The sequence below is a fragment of the Gluconacetobacter takamatsuzukensis genome (assembly GCF_014174275.1).
Lineage (GTDB): Bacteria > Pseudomonadota > Alphaproteobacteria > Acetobacterales > Acetobacteraceae > Gluconacetobacter > Gluconacetobacter takamatsuzukensis.
Genome location: NZ_JABEQK010000003.1, coordinates 284637 through 299404, shown reverse-complemented (window position 1 = coordinate 299404; position 14768 = coordinate 284637). Strand labels below are relative to the sequence as shown.

Annotated in this window: 15 protein-coding genes; 10 read left to right on the top strand and 5 right to left on the bottom strand. The window is 68.5% G+C overall.

Annotation, left to right across the window (positions count from 1 at the left end):
* The first annotated feature begins 44 nt into the window (after window positions 1-44).
* Together HLH27_RS05815 and HLH27_RS05810 are read left to right on the top strand one after the other, a co-directional pair.
* Window positions 45-764, top strand: a complete 720-nt coding sequence (locus HLH27_RS05815; protein WP_182948804.1) for a cytochrome c1 — start codon at window positions 45-47, stop codon at window positions 762-764.
* Window positions 754-1671, top strand: coding sequence for an S-methyl-5'-thioadenosine phosphorylase (locus HLH27_RS05810; RefSeq protein WP_182948588.1), 918 nt, complete (start codon window positions 754-756; stop codon window positions 1669-1671). Before HLH27_RS05815 ends, HLH27_RS05810 begins: the two co-directional genes overlap by 11 nt.
* A gap of 89 nt (window positions 1672-1760) precedes the next feature.
* On the opposite strand, the gene HLH27_RS05805 is transcribed toward HLH27_RS05810, so the two are convergent.
* On the bottom strand, window positions 1761-2429 hold the full coding sequence (locus HLH27_RS05805; protein ID WP_182948586.1) for a dienelactone hydrolase family protein: 669 nt from the start codon (window positions 2427-2429) through the stop codon (window positions 1761-1763).
* Window positions 2430-2474: 45 nt separating this feature from the next.
* On the opposite strand from HLH27_RS05805, the gene HLH27_RS05800 reads away from it, so the two are divergent.
* Window positions 2475-2675, top strand: a complete 201-nt coding sequence (locus HLH27_RS05800) for a DUF4169 family protein (protein ID WP_182948584.1) — start codon at window positions 2475-2477, stop codon at window positions 2673-2675.
* Between the two features lie 32 nt (window positions 2676-2707).
* Here HLH27_RS05800 and HLH27_RS05795 read toward each other — a convergent pair whose 3' ends face one another.
* Window positions 2708-2968, bottom strand: a complete 261-nt coding sequence (locus tag HLH27_RS05795) for an usg protein (RefSeq protein ID WP_182948582.1) — start codon at window positions 2966-2968, stop codon at window positions 2708-2710.
* Between HLH27_RS05795 and HLH27_RS17205 the strand changes: the two genes are divergently transcribed.
* The 4 genes from HLH27_RS17205 (at window position 2967) to HLH27_RS05780 (ending at window position 5751) form a co-directional block, all read left to right on the top strand.
* Window positions 2967-3098 (top strand): hypothetical protein, encoded by a 132-nt coding sequence (locus HLH27_RS17205; RefSeq protein WP_275943891.1) that lies wholly within the window; start codon window positions 2967-2969, stop codon window positions 3096-3098. The genes HLH27_RS05795 and HLH27_RS17205 overlap by 2 nt on opposite strands.
* 140 nt (window positions 3099-3238) lie before the next feature.
* Entirely contained in the window at window positions 3239-3529 is a 291-nt protein-coding gene (locus HLH27_RS05790; protein WP_114726807.1) for a co-chaperone GroES, read from the top strand.
* Window positions 3530-3582: 53 nt separating this feature from the next.
* Window positions 3583-5223 (top strand): chaperonin GroEL, encoded by a 1641-nt coding sequence (gene groL / locus HLH27_RS05785; protein WP_182948580.1) that lies wholly within the window; start codon window positions 3583-3585, stop codon window positions 5221-5223.
* 324 nt (window positions 5224-5547) lie between these two features.
* Window positions 5548-5751 carry a cold-shock protein gene (locus tag HLH27_RS05780; protein ID WP_012225746.1) on the top strand — a complete coding sequence of 68 codons (204 nt, stop codon included), beginning with the start codon at window positions 5548-5550 and terminating at the stop codon, window positions 5749-5751.
* 8 nt (window positions 5752-5759) lie between these two features.
* Here HLH27_RS05780 and HLH27_RS05775 read toward each other — a convergent pair whose 3' ends face one another.
* Complete coding sequence (locus HLH27_RS05775; RefSeq protein WP_182948578.1) at window positions 5760-8714, bottom strand: ATP-dependent DNA helicase; 2955 nt, start codon at window positions 8712-8714, stop codon at window positions 5760-5762.
* A gap of 108 nt (window positions 8715-8822) precedes the next feature.
* On the opposite strand from HLH27_RS05775, the gene HLH27_RS05770 reads away from it, so the two are divergent.
* From HLH27_RS05770 to HLH27_RS05760, 3 genes are all read left to right on the top strand, one after another.
* Entirely contained in the window at window positions 8823-10445 is a 1623-nt protein-coding gene (locus tag HLH27_RS05770) for a lysine--tRNA ligase (protein WP_182948577.1), read from the top strand.
* Window positions 10446-10487: 42 nt separating this feature from the next.
* On the top strand, window positions 10488-12551 hold the full coding sequence (locus tag HLH27_RS05765; protein WP_182948575.1) for a lysylphosphatidylglycerol synthase domain-containing protein: 2064 nt from the start codon (window positions 10488-10490) through the stop codon (window positions 12549-12551).
* Between the two features lie 94 nt (window positions 12552-12645).
* Window positions 12646-13377, top strand: coding sequence for a MarC family protein (locus HLH27_RS05760; protein WP_182948573.1), 732 nt, complete (start codon window positions 12646-12648; stop codon window positions 13375-13377).
* On the opposite strand, the gene HLH27_RS05755 is transcribed toward HLH27_RS05760, so the two are convergent.
* Together HLH27_RS05755 and HLH27_RS05750 are read right to left on the bottom strand one after the other, a co-directional pair.
* Window positions 13352-13993, bottom strand: a complete 642-nt coding sequence (locus HLH27_RS05755) for a uracil-DNA glycosylase family protein (RefSeq protein ID WP_182948571.1) — start codon at window positions 13991-13993, stop codon at window positions 13352-13354. The two genes, HLH27_RS05760 and HLH27_RS05755, sit on opposite strands and share 26 nt — an antisense overlap.
* A complete protein-coding gene (locus tag HLH27_RS05750; RefSeq protein ID WP_182948570.1) occupies window positions 13990-14712 on the bottom strand; it encodes an NAD-dependent deacylase in 723 nt (240 codons plus the stop codon). Before HLH27_RS05750 ends, HLH27_RS05755 begins: the two co-directional genes overlap by 4 nt.
* Between the last annotated feature and the right edge of the window lie 56 nt (window positions 14713-14768).

Here is a 14768-nt window from a genome sequence, read left to right as displayed (position 1 = left end):
TGCGGTTTGTCGCCCTCCTGGGGCTGGCGGCGCCGCTGTGCGACATGTCGCGGGCCGCAGCGCAGGCGGGGCCGCATGACCGGGTGCCGCATCAGGCCTGGAGTTTCGAGGGGCCGCTGGGGCGGTTCGACCTGTCGGCCGTCCAGCGCGGCTATGCGGTCTATGCCCAGGTCTGTTCGGCCTGCCACGGCATGAAATCCATGACCTATGGCGATCTGGCGGCGACCGGGCTGACCATGGAGCAGGTCGGCCGGATCGCGGCCACGCAGCAGGTGCCGGGCGGGGTGGATGCGCAGGGCGACCCGGTGACGCGCGCGGCGACGCCGGCCGACCATTTCCGCGACCCGTTCGCCAACCCGGCGGCGGCCGCGGCGGCCAATAACGGGGTGGCGCCGCCCGACCAGTCGCGGCTGGCGCTGGTCTATCCCGGTGGGCCGGACCGGATCTATGCGGTGCTGACCGGCTATCGGGAGCCTCCGGCGGCGTATCGGCCGAGCCATGCCGGCGCGGTCTACAACCCCTATGCCAGCGGCCGGGAAATCGCGATGCCGCCGCCGTTGCGCGACGGGCAGGTTGTCTATACCGACGGCACGCCCGCCACCACGGCGCAGGAGGCGCGTGACGTCACGACCTTCCTGGCGTGGGTGGCGCAGCCTCATCTGGAAGCGCGCCACCGGCTGGGTGCGCAGGTGGTGCTGTATCTTCTTTTTCTTGCCGTCCTGGCGTTCCTTCTGAAACGGAGACTCTGGTCCGATGTCCACTGAAACCGCCCCCCTTTCGTCTGCGCAGGACGCCGTCGAACCCGTGATCGGCCTGATCGGCGGATCGGGCCTGTACGATATCGACGGGCTGGAGGAGAAGGAGTGGCGCACGGTCGAGACCCCGTGGGGCCTGCCGTCCGACCAGTTGCTGTTCGGCCGGCTGGACGGCGTGCGCTGCGTGTTCCTGCCGCGTCACGGGCGAGGGCACCCGATCCCGCCGTCGCGCCTGAACTACCGCGCCAATATCGCGGCGCTGAAGATGTCGGGCGTGACCGACATCGTGTCGCTGTCCGCCGTGGGGTCGCTGAAGGAGGAACTGCCGCCGGGGCATTTCGTCATCATCGACCAATTCATCGACCGTTCCTTCGCGCGGGAGAAGAGCTTCTTCGACACGGGCTGCGTTGCCCATGTGTCGGTGGCCGACCCGCTGTGCCCGCGCATCGGCGACGTGCTGGAAGAGGCGGCGCGGGAGCTGAAGCTGGATGTGACGCGGGGCGGGACCTACCTGGTGATGGAAGGCCCGCAATTCTCGACCAAGGCCGAGAGCAATCTCTATCGCTCCTGGGGCTGCTCGGTCGTCGGCATGACCAACATGCCGGAGGCCAAGTTGGCGCGCGAGGCGGAGATCTGTTACGCGACCGTTGCGATGGTGACGGATTACGATTGCTGGCACCCTGACCATGACAGCGTGACGGTCGATGCCGTGGTCAAGGTCATGCTGTCGAATGCCGACCGGGCCCGGGCGCTGGTCAAGTCCGTGATCCCGACCCTGGGCCGCCCGCGCGGGCTGTGCCCGGCCGGGTGCGACCGGGCGCTGGAGCATGCGCTGATCACCGCGCCGGAGAAGCGCGACCCGGCCCTGCTGGCGAAGCTGGAGACCATTGCCGGCCGCGTGCTCTCGCGCGGCTGATCCTGCCCGGGGGCGCCGGGGCGATGGGCCCGGCGCCCCCCGGGGGGGGGCGGGGCCTCGCGCCCCCCCGCCCCCGGATGAGGGCCTGGTCAGAGCAGCCGGTCGAAGAAGGCCAGGCTGCGGGTCCGGGCCAGGGCGGCGGCCGGCGCGTTGAAGCTGCCGCGCTCCGAACAGCCGAACCCGTGCCCGGCATCGGGATAGGTGTAGATCGCCAGATCGGGATGGGCGGCGCGGATGGCGGCGATATCGGAGAGCGGGATCGCGCTGTCGGTCTCGCCGAAATGCAGCTCCACCGGGCAGTGCGGTTGCAGGGTGCGCTCGGCGGCGATCCCGCCGCCGTACCAGCCGATAGCCGCCCCGAAATCGTCGGTCCGGCAGGCGGCCTGCCAGGCGATCGTGCCGCCCCAGCAATAGCCGATGATGCCGGTATGCGCGGGCTCCCGCCTCAGCGCATGGGCAGCGGCGACGATGTCGCGCAGCGTGGCTTCGGGCGGGATCGCGGCACGCAGGTCCAGGCCTTTCTGCACGCCCTCCTGATCGTAGGCCAGTTCCACGCCGCGTTGGGCGCGGTCGAACAGGGCGGGGGCAATGACGCGGTATCCTTCGGCGGCGAAACCGTCGGCGACGGTGCGGATATGGTGATTGACGCCGAAGATCTCCTGCACGACCACCAGCGCGCGGGGAGCGTTGGCGGGGCCGGCGGTATAGGCGGAGAGCGTGTGGCCGTCGGAGGCGGTCAGGGTGATGGTCTGGTTCATGGACGGGTCCTTTTCTGTCCGGACGATGGCCGGTAGAGTGGGCCCATGGCTGAGATCGTCAACCTGCGACAGGCGCGCAAGCGCCGGGCCCGTGCGGACCAGGCCGCCGTCGCGGCCGCGAACCGTGCCCTGCATGGCAGGACGGCGGCCGAGCGCGATCGTGACCGGCAGGAGGCCGAGCGGGCCCGGCGCACGCTGGACGGCGCGCAGCTTTCCGCCGGGCCCGAACGGGACGGGCAGGGCTGACGCGGTCCTTGCGGGCCGTCAAGGCCGTGCAGTCAATGTAACGTGAGACACGCCGTGGCGTGGCGCAGGGCGGGGGGCGCGATCAGGGCCTGCTGCGCCACGCGGACCGAGTGCAGCTTGCCCTCCAGCGACCGGGTCCAGAAATCGAGGAACCGGCGGAGTTGCGGATAGGACGGCGCCAGATCGAGTTCCTGCCAGATATAGGTCTGGAGCAGGGTGGGGTGGTCGGGCAGGCGATAGAGGATCTCGGCGGTCGTCAGGCGATAGTCATTGAGCTGGAGCCGCAAAGACATGGACACCTCGCTGGATCGACGGTTGTGGGCACGGCGCCAGCCTGCGGGATCGGTCATGGGGATTTCAAGAAAAATTCTTTATTCCCAGAAACTTGGCAGTCGTCGAAAGAAAGTGCTGCCAAAACGTTGACATGGGCGGGGTGGGCACCTACCTGTTTGTTGGCACTCTCGCCAGGAGAGTGCTAAAGCGACGCGGCTCTGGCGCGCGTGCCAACCCGGTGGCGTTGCTTATTCAAGGGCGTTACCTTTTTTGACGTGGAGCGATCCATAATGACGAATTTTCGGCCCCTGCATGACCGTGTGGTCGTCCGTCGCCTGACCGGCGAAGAGAAGACGGCTGGCGGCATCATCATCCCCGACACCGCGAAGGAAAAGCCGATGGAGGGCGAGGTTATCTCGGTCGGCCCCGGCGCGCGGAACGAGCAGGGACAGATCGTCGCCCTCGATGTCAAGGCGGGCGACAAGGTGCTGTTCGGCAAATGGTCGGGCACCGAGGTCAAGATCAATGGCGAGGAGCTGCTGATCATGAAGGAAAGCGACATCATGGGCGTGATCGCCTGACGTCCTTCCTCTTTCCTTTCTGATCGACAAGTTTCCTACAGGAGAATTCTGAAATGGCAGCCAAGGACGTAAAGTTCGGCGGTGACGCACGCCAGCGCATGCTGCGGGGCGTGGACATTCTGGCCGATGCGGTGAAGGTGACACTGGGGCCGAAGGGCCGCAACGTCGTGCTCGACAAGAGCTTCGGCGCGCCGCGCATCACGAAGGACGGTGTGTCGGTCGCCAAGGAAATCGAGCTGGCCGACAAGTTCGAGAACATGGGCGCCCAGATGGTGCGCGAAGTGGCCTCGAAGACCAACGACGTGGCCGGCGACGGCACGACGACCGCGACGGTGCTGGCCCAGTCCATCATCCGCGAGGGTGCCAAGGCCGTGGCCGCGGGCATGAACCCGATGGACCTGAAGCGCGGCATCGACAAGGCCGTTGCGGCGGTCATCGAAGAGCTGAAGAAGAACACCAAGAAGATCACGACCCCGGCCGAAACGGCGCAGGTCGGCACGATCTCGGCCAACGGTGAGCATGAGATCGGCGAGATGATCTCGCAGGCCATGCAGAAGGTCGGCAGCGAGGGCGTCATCACGGTGGAAGAGGCCAAGGGCCTGCACACCGAGCTGGACGTCGTCGAGGGCATGCAGTTCGATCGCGGTTATATCTCTCCGTATTTCATCACGAATGCCGAGAAGATGGTCGCCGATCTGGATAACCCCTACATCCTGATCCACGAGAAGAAGCTGTCGTCGCTGCAGCCGATGCTGCCGCTGCTCGAGAGCGTCGTGCAGTCCGGCCGTCCGCTGCTGATCCTGGCCGAGGATGTCGATGGCGAGGCGCTGGCGACCCTGGTCGTCAACAAGCTGCGTGGCGGCCTGAAGATCGCCGCCGTCAAGGCGCCGGGCTTCGGCGATCGTCGCAAGGCGATGCTGGAAGACATCGCGATCCTGACCGGTGGCCAGGTGATCAGCGAAGATCTGGGCATCAAGCTGGAAACCGTGACCCTGCCGATGCTGGGCCGCGCGAAGAAGGTCCGGATCGAGAAGGAAAACACCACGATCGTCGAGGGCGCCGGTTCGTCCGACGACATCAAGGGTCGTTGCGCGCAGATCCGTGCGCAGATCGAGGAGACCTCCTCGGACTACGATCGCGAGAAGCTCCAGGAGCGTCTGGCGAAGCTGGCCGGTGGCGTTGCCGTTATCCGCGTCGGCGGTTCGACCGAGGTCGAGGTGAAGGAGCGCAAGGACCGCGTCGACGACGCGCTGCATGCGACCCGCGCCGCCGTCGAGGAAGGCATCGTTCCGGGTGGTGGCACCGCGCTTGCGCGTGCGTCGACCGCGCTGAGCCACCTGCATTTCCACAATGACGACCAGCGCGTCGGTGCGGAGATCATCCGCAAGGCCCTGCAGTCGCCGCTGCGCCAGATCGCCCACAATGCGGGCGAGGACGGTGCGGTGATCGCCGGCAAGGTGCTGGAAGTCAGCGACTACAACTATGGCTTCGACGCCCAGATCGGCGACTACAAGGATCTGGTCGCGGCCGGTATCATCGACCCGACCAAGGTCGTTCGTACCGCGCTGCAGGATGCGGCGTCGGTTGCCGGCCTGCTGATCACCACCGAGGCGATGGTGGCCGAGCGTCCGGAAAAGAAGGCCCCGCCGGCACCCGGTGGCGGCATGGGCGGCATGGGCGACATGGATTTCTGAGATCCATCAGCCTTTCCGGCCCGGGCCCCGTGCCCGGGCCGGAAGCTGCCTTGTCCGGCAGGAAAGGAGCCGTCCGTTCGCGGGCGGCTTTTTTTTGTCCGGAACTCCGGATTCGGGTGGGGCGGGACCGTCATGGCCGCAGCGCGACATGCTCGTTTTTTAGAATTTCCGATGTTCGGATGGTTTGACAAACCGGCAGGGTTCGTGCGCCCATAACCGCATCTGGATCGATGCTGATCGTCGACGGGGTGGCCTGTCGGGTATCGCGTGTCGGGCAGACATCGGTCGAGCGGCATAATGCCGGCAACAAGGGACGAAGTGACTATGGCGACGGGTACCGTGAAGTGGTTCAACGCAACCAAGGGTTTTGGCTTCATCATGCCCGAGGACGGTGGCAAGGATGTGTTCGTGCACATCACCGCCGTTCAGGCGGCGGGCCTGCGGGGGCTGAATGAGAACCAGCGCGTCAGCTATGACGTCGTGACCGAGCGCGGCAAGGCGGCGGCGTCGAACCTCAAGCCGCTCTGACGGCGCGCTTACGGGACGGGGGGCCGCGCGTGCTCCCCGTCCGTCGAGGCGCGCAGGAACGCTTCCAGTTCCCGCGCGGTCTCGGCAAGGCCGGCCCGGCGGACGGCGACGCCGTCGGGGAAGGCCGACATCAGCCTTGATGGCGCCCGGCGGTCGAGCAGCACGAATGCGCCCCGGTCGCCGGTGCTGCGAATCAGCCGGCCGAAGGCCTGGCGCAGCCGCAGCCGGGCGATCCGGTCGTCATATTCGCCCGGCGCCCCGTGGGACAGATGCGTGCGGCGCTCGCGATGCAGGATATCGGGGCGGGGCCATGGCACGCGCTCGAACACCACCAGACGCAGCGACCGGCCGGGCACGTCCACCCCGTCGCGCATCGCATCCGTGCCCAGCAGGCAGGAATCGGTTTCCGAACGGAAGATATCGACCAGGGTGGCATTATCCATGCCGTCGACATGCTGGGCGTAGAGCGGGATGCCTGCCTCGTCCAGCGGCTGCGACAGCCGGCGGTGCACAGCGCGCAGGCGGGAAATCGCGGTGAACAGGCCCAGCCCCCCGCCGCCGGCGGCCAGGAACAGCGTGCGGTAGGCCGCGGCCAGCGCGCCGATATCGTCATGGGCCACATCGGTCACGATGAAGGCGCGGCTCTGGTGCCGGTAGTCGAACGGGCTGGCCAGCGCGGCCCGCAGGGCGGGCGAGGGCAGGTGGCTGGCGCCGGTCCGGGCCTCGGCAGCTTCCCACGCGCGTTCGGCCTCTTCCGGGTCGCCCTTGCCGTTTTCGTCGCGCAGGGTCGCGGAGGTGATCAGGACCCCGTGCGCGGGCGCCGCCAGGACGGTGGCGAAGGGGATGGTCGGGTCCAGCCAGTGGCGGTGGAGGCCGACATCCTGCTCGCCGGGGCGTTGGCCTTCGCGCCGGTCCATGCGGATGAAATCGACATATTGCGGGGCGCCGAGTTGCGTGTCGTCGCGGGTTTCGCCCAGCGCGCGCAGCATGGCGCTCCATCCGTCGACGCGGCTGAGGGCGCGGCGGCGCATCGTGCGCACCGCGGCTTCGATCCGTTCGCGGGTGGCGGGGTCGAGGTCGCCCGATTCGTCGTCCAGCCGTTCCAGCAGCCGGTCGACCAGGGTGCGCAGGGCGACCGACAGCCGGTCGAACGCCCGCGCCAGCGTGGTTGCGGCCGGCGGTACGGTCTCGGCCAGCGGGTGCAGGTCGCATTCGATGGAGCCCGGCATGCCGGGCTGGGCCTGGTGGCCGGCAGGGCTGCGCGCCAGGACCTGGCAGGCCAGCAGGTGCAGGAACTGCTCGCACGGGTTGGGCAGGGTGTCGCGGGGGGGAGTGGGGGCCTCCGGGGTTGCCGGGTCCTCGCCGGGCGGCGACGGCATGGCGGCCCGCAGCATGCCGGCCAGGCGGCCGGACCAGCCGGGCGCGGGCAGGGCGTGGGCCGCCTGCAGGACGGCGTCGAGCGGGGATTCCAGCCTGGCGTCGCCGACGACCAGATCGTCCAGGCGGCGTTTCAGGCCCCGGGCGCGGGATCGCGCGCCTTCGGCACCCAGAAGCCAGCGGCGCAGCTCCGCCGCTTCCAGCCCCGACAGTTCGACGGAAAAGGCGCTGTCGGCGGCGTCCATCACATGATGGCCTTCGTCGAACACGTAGCGCGTGGGGATATTGTCCTCGTCCGAGGCGGCGTCGCCGCCCATGGCGTGCCAGGCGGCCTGCGTCATCACCAGCGCATGGTTGGCGATGACCAGGTCGGCCTGCCGGGCACGGCGGATCGAATGTTCGACGAAGCAGCGCTGATAATGGGGGCAGGCACCGTGGATGCATTCGCCCCGGCGGTCCGCCACGCCCGCCAGCGTGCCGCGCCCGAACAGGTCGCCGAACCAGCCGGGCAGGTCGCCGCCCATCAGGTCGCCATCGGCGGTGACGCCGGCCCAGCGGGCCAGCAGCGACAGCGCGACGATCCCGCCCGAGGGGCCGCCCCGGTTGCCGGCCACGTTCACGGCCTCTTCCATGTTCAGCAGGCACAGATAGTTCTCGCGCCCCTTGCGCAGCACCACATGCTGCCGCCGGATCGCGGGATCGGGGTGGAGGCGGGCCAGTTCGCCCTCGATCTGGCGTTGCAGGTGCCGGGTATAGGTGCTGATCCAGACCGGGCCGCCATTGCGTTCCGCCCACAGGCTGGCGGGCGCGACATAGCCCAGGGTCTTGCCGGTGCCGGTTCCGGCTTCGGCCAGGACCAGGTGCGGGTCGCCCCGTGCGAGGCGGGGGGCGAAGGCGGCACTGGCGGCGCCGGCGAAATCGGCCTGGCCGGCGCGGCTTTCCGCATCCGTGCCCAGCATCTCGGCCAGTCGGCGCCGCGCGTCGGCCACCGGCACCGGCAGGCTGGAGGGGGCGGGGCGGGGGGCAGTTTCCTCCCATTTCGGCAGGCGGCGCCAGACGCGGATGGCATCGCCCGGTTGCAGGGCCTCCGCCGGCAGCCTGTGGGGGACGGTCAGGGCGGCCAGCACGCTGGGGGCCCAGGCCCAGCCGGCATGGTCCATCCGCGCTGCCAGCGCGGCCATTTCCTCGCCCGCCGGGGTGGGGCGCAGGGCGGCGATGTGGTCGAGCAGGATATCGGCGAGATCGGGCAGCAGGTCGGCTTCCGCCGCGCCGATCCTGGCCTCGTCCAGTCCCAGGGCCAATGCCAAGCCCCGCGCCGTGGGCGGCACGGTTCGGCCGGGCATGGCGAACAGGAAGAGTTCCAGCAGGTCCAGCCATGGTGTCGGCTGGGGCAGGGGCGGAAGGCCCAGCCGGCGCGCGGTCAGCGGCGCGTGGACGACCATGGGGGGCGGCATGTCCCGCAGCAGGCGTGCCGCGTCCTCGCCCGGTACGGCCAGGAGTTCGCCGTCCGGGGTCAGCAGCGAGCAGGTGCCGTGGCGCGCCACGAGGGCGGGCGGGAGGTCCGGAGAGGGGGGCGGTGTGGCCATCAAGGGAACATATAGGGGACAAATCGCCGCCTGTCGCCCATCCGGCACACAGATGATATATGCTATGGATTGACCCATCAGGTTTCAGTTCATAGCTTCCGGCGCATCATGTCCGATCAGAACCGTCTCGATCCCGCTTTCCTGCCCAAGGCCTGGCCGTTCGAAGAGGCGGCCAAGCTGGCTGCCCATGTCGAACGCAAGGCCCTGCCGGCCGATGCGCCCGCCCTGCTGGAAACCGGCTACGGCCCGTCGGGCCTGCCGCATATCGGCACGTTCGGCGAGGTCGCGCGGACCTCGTGGGTCAGGCAGGCCTATACGCGCCTGACGGGCCGGCCGACGCGGCTGCTGGCTTTTTCCGACGACATGGATGCGCTGCGCAAGGTGCCGGACAATGTGCCGAACGGCGACATGCTGCGCCAGCATCTGGGCAAGCCGCTGTCGCGCATTCCCGACCCGTTCGGCACGCACGAATCGTTTGCGGCCCACAATAATGCGCGGCTGCGCTCGTTCCTGGACGGATTCGGCTTCGAATACGAATTCGCGTCTTCCACCGACTATTATACCAGCGGCCGGTTCGACGCTGCGCTGCGCCGGGTGCTGGAGGTGCATGACGAGATCGTGGCCGTCATCGCCCCGACGCTTGGCCCCGATCGGCGGGCGACCTATTCCCCCGTCCTGCCGGTTCATCCGCGTACCGGGCTGGTGATGCAGGTGCGCATGGACGGGATCGACCCCGTGGCGGGGACGGTGCGCTGGACCGACGAGGATGGCGAGACGTTCGAAACCCCGGTGACGGGCGGCCATGCGAAGATGCAGTGGAAGGCCGACTGGGCCATGCGCTGGTTCGCGCTTGGCGTGGATTACGAAATGTCGGGCAAGGACCTGATCGATAGCGTGAAGCTGTCGGGCAAGATCTGCCGCATCCTGGGCGGCGAGCCACCGGCCGGGCTGACCTATGAGCTGTTTCTGGACGAGAACGGCCAGAAGATCTCCAAGTCCAAGGGCAACGGCATTTCGGTCGAGGAATGGCTGCGCTATGCCCCCGCGGAGAGCCTGGGCCAGTACATGTTCAATGCGCCCCAGCGGGCGAAGCGCCTGTTCTTCGACGTCATTCCCAAGGCGGCGGACGAATACCTGGCCAATGTCGCGCGGGCGCAGACGCTGGCGGCCGACGATCCGGCGCTGCCGGCCAATCCGGCGTGGTTCATCCATGCCGGGCGGATCGACGACAGCGCGGGCAGCCCGCTGACCTTCGCCATGCTGCTCAACCTGGCGAGTGCCGCGAATGCGGATACGCCCGACGTGCTGTGGAAGTTCATCCATCGCTACGACGCGGCGGCGTCGCCCGAAACCTGCCCGATGCTGGCGCGGCTGGTGGACCACGCGATCGTCTATTACGCGGATTTCGTGCGGCCTTCGAAGACCTATCGGGAGCCGGACACGCGCGAACGCGCGGCCCTGGCCGATCTGGCGGAGATGCTGCGCGGGCTGGATGCCGGGACGGTGGACCCCGACACGTTGCAGAACCTGGTCTTCGAGATCGGCAAGCGCCATGGGTTCGAGCCGCTGCGCACCTGGTTCGGCTGCCTGTACGAGGTCCTTCTGGGCCAGAAGGAGGGACCGCGATTTGGCATTTTCATCGGGCTGTACGGGGTGGCGGAAACCGTGGCGCTGATTGAGGCGGCGCTGCTTCGGGCGTCGGCCGGGGCCGCATCTGTCGTCGCCGGTTGACGCACCGGCGATGATTTCTGCCATGGCCGGGTTCGCTCTCTCATGGTTCTGAATTGTTCCCTGCCGCCGGAGGGGCCGCCGCCACCGGCACCGGGCTGGCGGCGCCTGCTGCGGCATCTTCCCCATGTCATGGGCCTGGGCCTGATGATCGCGGCGATCGTCGTGGTCCAGCACGAGGTGCGGGACCTGCATTGGGACGATATCCGGGCGGCGCTGGGGACGATACCGGCCACGACCATGATGCTGGGGATCGGCTGCACGGTCCTGTCCTATTTCATCCTGTCCTTCTACGACTGCCTGGCGGTGGTGCAGGTCGGCCATCGGCTTTCGTTCCGCAAGGCGGCCTTTGCCTCGTTCTGTTCCTATGTCCTGTCGCATAATCTCGGCTTTGCCGCGATTTCGGGGGCAGCGGTGCGCTTTCGGCTGTATGGCAACTGGGGGCTGGGGCCGTTCGATATCGCGCAGATCATCGCGTTCTGTTCCGCGACCTATCTGCTGGGGGCGGGGGCGCTGATCGGTGCCGTCCTGCTGCTGGAGCCCGGCGCGATCCCGGTCGTCGGGGCGCATCTGCCGCATCTGGTCCTGGCGGGGATCGGGCTTCTGCTGTGGGCGGGGGTTGCGGTCTATATCCTGCTGGGACTGTGGCTGACGCAGGTGCGCATCTGCCGCTGGACCATCGTGCTGCCCCGGCCGGGCATGGCGTTTGCCCAGATGCTGGTTGCCGCCGCCGAGGTCGCCGCTACGGCCGGGATCGCCTATATCTTCCTGCCGCCTGGGATCGGGCTGGGATATGGCGTGTTCCTGGCCATCTATATCGCGTCCTATACCGCCGGCCTGGTGGCCAGCGTGCCGGGGGGGCTGGGCGTGTTCGACGGCGCGATGATGCTCGCGCTGGGGGCGTATCTGCCGCCGTCGCAGATCGTCAGCACCATTCTGGTCTTCCGGCTGTTCTACTACATCATCCCGCTCTTTCTCGCCGGGCTGATGTTCGCGGGGCATGAGCTGTTCCTGCGCGGCGATGCCGCCCTGGCGCGCAAGACGGCGCCCCAGGCGCCCCGGCGGGGGCGGCGCGAGGTTCGGCCCAGCCATGTGATCCGCGAGAGCGAGGCCGATTTCTCTGTCGTCGTGGCGACGGGGGCGGTGTCGATCTGCGGGGCGCTGCTGGTCGCGCTGACGATCCTGGACCCCGCATCGTGGAGCAATGCCGGCGGCCTGCATCATCTGGTGGGCGTGGCGGGCGATTACCTGCTGTCCCTGATCGGGGTGGCGCTGATCGGCCTGGCCGTCGGCCTGTCGCAGCGCGTGACCCTGGCCTGGAAGCTGACGCTGGGCCTGCTGGTCGGTGCCGCCGCGCTGACGCTGCTGCGCGGGGCGTCGCTGGCCGTGCCGGGGATCCTGGGGCTGGTGGCAGTGCTGATCGCGCCCTTCCGCAGTTCCTATTACCGGCACGCGCGGATCCTGAGCGAGCCGCTGTCGTTCCGCACCGGGCTGTCGCTGGTGCTGCTGATCGGCTGCGTGCTGGTGCTGGTCTGTTCGGGGCCGCAGGACGAGGTCGGCGGAAGCTGGTGGGAAGTGATGCTGTTTACGGCGTCGCATGGGGTCGTGCAATGGACCATGGGGCTGGCGGTCGTGCTGGGCATGGTCATGATCGGCCGGCTGGTGCGTCCGGGCCAGATTGCGGTGCGGCCCTGGGACAGCGTGGGGGAGGCCGAATATCGAGCGCTGGACCATGCGGTGGACGATCTGGGGCCGATGCCGCCCGCCGGGCTGATCCCCGGTGAGGCCGGGCAGGCCCTGCTGCCGTTTCTGCGGACGGAGAATTTCCTGATCGGGCTGGGCGATCCGGCCGGGGCGTCGGCCGATTGTGCGTCGGCCGTCTGGTGGCTGCGGGACCTGGCGGTGCAGGAGCGGCGGCAGCCGGCCTTCTGGCAGGTCGGGGCTTCGATGCTGGATGTCTATAACGATCTGGGCCTGACATCGTGGCCGCTGGCGGAAGAAGCCGGGGACGAGCTGTATCTGTGCTGCGTGCCGCAGAGCGTGCCGCAGGTCGTCGCCGCGATGGGGGCTGATGGTTCCGTGACTGCGATCCGGCCGAACGGGACTTGACTGTCGGGCCGGTCTGGGAAAGACGATAAGAGCTTTCGACTGGCGGCGACTGGTCGGGCATTGCCGCAAGATCGCTCCTTTGGAATGCGTTCCGATGTCCCCAGGCCTTCATGCCATTCCTTCCCTCGACTGGAAGAATGCGCTTTCTGTATTCAGCGATACTTTCCTGCTTGCCTTTCCGGCCCTGTTCTCGATCGTCAATCCGATCGGGGCGTCGCTGATCTTCTCGCAGGTGACGGCCGGGCGGGAGCGGGGCGAAACCCTGGCGCTGGCCCGGACCGTCGCGTTCTATTCGGCGGGGCTGCTGATTGCCTCGATCTGGGCCGGCAGCGCGATTCTCGCCTTTTTCGGCATTACGGTGGATTCGCTGCGGATTGCCGGCGGGCTGGTGGTGGCCGTGCGTGCCTGGGCGCTGCTTCAGGCGCCCGAGGAAGCCGCGGCCCGCAAGGAAAAACAGGCCATGCAGGGCGGGCGGACCGTGACCGTGCCGAACTGGATGGAAATGGCCTTCTTCCCGATGACCATGCCGTTCACGGTCGGTCCCGGCTCGATCGCGGTCGCCATTGCCCTGAGTGCCTCGCGGCCGGCATCGCCGGCGTGGCTGGTCTTCTACCTGGCTGTCTCGGCCGCCGCGATCGTGGTGGCGGGGACGGTCTGGCTGGCTTATGCCTATGCCGAGCGGCTGGTCGTGATGCTGGGTGTGACCGGCGCGCGGATCGTCTCGCGGCTGGCCGCGCTGATCCTGCTGTGTATCGGCGTGCAGATCCTCTCTGCCGGGATCGAGGGGCTGGTGGTCACGATCATGCGGGCGGCGGCGGCGTCCTGACCGTTTCGGCTTTCCGCGCAGGCTCCAGCAAAGGGGCGATGGCGGCACGGAGCGCCGGCAGGACTTCCGCCGCGAACCAGGGGGTGCGGCGTTCCCATGCGCCGGTCCGCCACGAGGGATGGGGCAGCGGGAAATAGCGCGGCAGATAGGCCCGGAAGTCCCGCACCCGGTCTTCCACCCGGCCCGGCCCCAGGACCGCTGCCTGGGCGTAGGACCCGACCAGCAGGGTCAGGGCGATGTCGGGCATGGCGGCCAGCAGCCGTGCCCGCCAGAGCGGCGCGCATTCGGGGCGGGGCGGCCGGTCGCCACCCTTTGGAAGGCGCCCCGGATAGCACAGGCCCATCGGCAGGATGGCGATCCGCGTGGAATCATAGAAGGTCTCGCGATCGATCCCCAGCCAGCCCCGTAGCCGGTCGCCGGAAGCGTCGTTGAACGAGATCCCGGTTTCATGAACCCGCGTGCCGGGGGCCTGGCTGGCGATCAGCAGGCGCGCGGTGGTCGAGACATGCAGGACCGGCCGGGGGCCCAGCGGCAGGCTGGCGGCGCAGAGCCGGCAGGCGCGTACTTCCGCCACCAGTGCGGCGAGGTCGTCCGCTGCCCCGTTTCGTTCGGTCATGATCCCAGGATTTCGGCCACCCAGCGGGGAACCATCCGGGTTGCCGGCCCGACCAGCGTGCGATCGAACAGGGTCGGGATGGCCGGGGCTTCCAGATTGATGTCCAGCGTGTCGGCATGGTCGCGGACCTGGGCCACGAAGCCGGCTGCCGGGTAGACCGTGCCGGAAGTGCCGATGGTCACGAACCGGTCGCAGGCGGCCAGGGCGGCATCGATGCGCGCCATATGCATCGGAATTTCGCCGAACCAGACGATATCGGGCCGCAGGGTAGGGTGCCGGCAGGCCGGGCATGGGGTCTGGGGCAGGCAGTCCCCCTGGCATTCGGGCGTGGCGCCGCAGGACATGCAGCGGACCCGCCGCAATTCGCCATGCATATGCACCACATTGCGGCTGCCTGCGCGCTCGTGCAGGTCGTCGATATTCTGCGTGACGATCAGGAGTTCGCCGTCCCAGCTTCCGTCGCGGGCGGCCTGTTCCAGCTCCGCCAGGGCGCGATGGGCGGCGTTGGGTTCGACACCCGCCAGTTCCGCCCGGCGCCCGTTATAGAAGCGGCTGACCAGCATCGGGTCCCTCAGGAAGCCTTCCGGGGTGCAGACATCGTCGATGTTATGGCGGCTCCACAGGCCATCGGCGTCGCGAAACGTCTCCAGCCCCGATTCCTTGCTGATGCCGGCGCCGGTCAGGACAACGATACGCTCTGCTGGGGGATGCTGGGTCATCCGCCCTTTATGCCCGATGGCGGCGCATAAAAAAACCGCCGCGGGGAGGCCCCGCG

Bases quoted from the DNA above. Each gene is read 5' to 3' on its own strand.
- HLH27_RS05760 (WP_182948573.1), top strand. From the start codon at position 12,646: ATGTCCCCAGGCCTTCATGCCATTCCTTCCCTCGACTGGAAGAATGCG.
- HLH27_RS05750 (WP_182948570.1), bottom strand. From the start codon at position 14,712: ATGACCCAGCATCCCCCAGCAGAGCGTATCGTTGTCCTGACCGGCGCC.
- HLH27_RS05815 (WP_182948804.1), top strand. From the start codon at position 45: ATGTCGCGGGCCGCAGCGCAGGCGGGGCCGCATGACCGGGTGCCGCAT.
- HLH27_RS05795 (WP_182948582.1), bottom strand. From the start codon at position 2,968: ATGTCTTTGCGGCTCCAGCTCAATGACTATCGCCTGACGACCGCCGAG.
- groL (WP_182948580.1), top strand. From the start codon at position 3,583: ATGGCAGCCAAGGACGTAAAGTTCGGCGGTGACGCACGCCAGCGCATG.
- HLH27_RS05770 (WP_182948577.1), top strand. From the start codon at position 8,823: ATGTCCGATCAGAACCGTCTCGATCCCGCTTTCCTGCCCAAGGCCTGG.
- HLH27_RS05805 (WP_182948586.1), bottom strand. From the start codon at position 2,429: ATGAACCAGACCATCACCCTGACCGCCTCCGACGGCCACACGCTCTCC.
- HLH27_RS05800 (WP_182948584.1), top strand. From the start codon at position 2,475: ATGGCTGAGATCGTCAACCTGCGACAGGCGCGCAAGCGCCGGGCCCGT.
- HLH27_RS05810 (WP_182948588.1), top strand. From the start codon at position 754: ATGTCCACTGAAACCGCCCCCCTTTCGTCTGCGCAGGACGCCGTCGAA.
- HLH27_RS05780 (WP_012225746.1), top strand. From the start codon at position 5,548: ATGGCGACGGGTACCGTGAAGTGGTTCAACGCAACCAAGGGTTTTGGC.
- HLH27_RS05790 (WP_114726807.1), top strand. From the start codon at position 3,239: ATGACGAATTTTCGGCCCCTGCATGACCGTGTGGTCGTCCGTCGCCTG.
- HLH27_RS17205 (WP_275943891.1), top strand. From the start codon at position 2,967: ATGGACACCTCGCTGGATCGACGGTTGTGGGCACGGCGCCAGCCTGCG.
- HLH27_RS05755 (WP_182948571.1), bottom strand. From the start codon at position 13,993: ATGACCGAACGAAACGGGGCAGCGGACGACCTCGCCGCACTGGTGGCG.
- HLH27_RS05765 (WP_182948575.1), top strand. From the start codon at position 10,488: ATGGTTCTGAATTGTTCCCTGCCGCCGGAGGGGCCGCCGCCACCGGCA.
- HLH27_RS05775 (WP_182948578.1), bottom strand. From the start codon at position 8,714: ATGGCCACACCGCCCCCCTCTCCGGACCTCCCGCCCGCCCTCGTGGCG.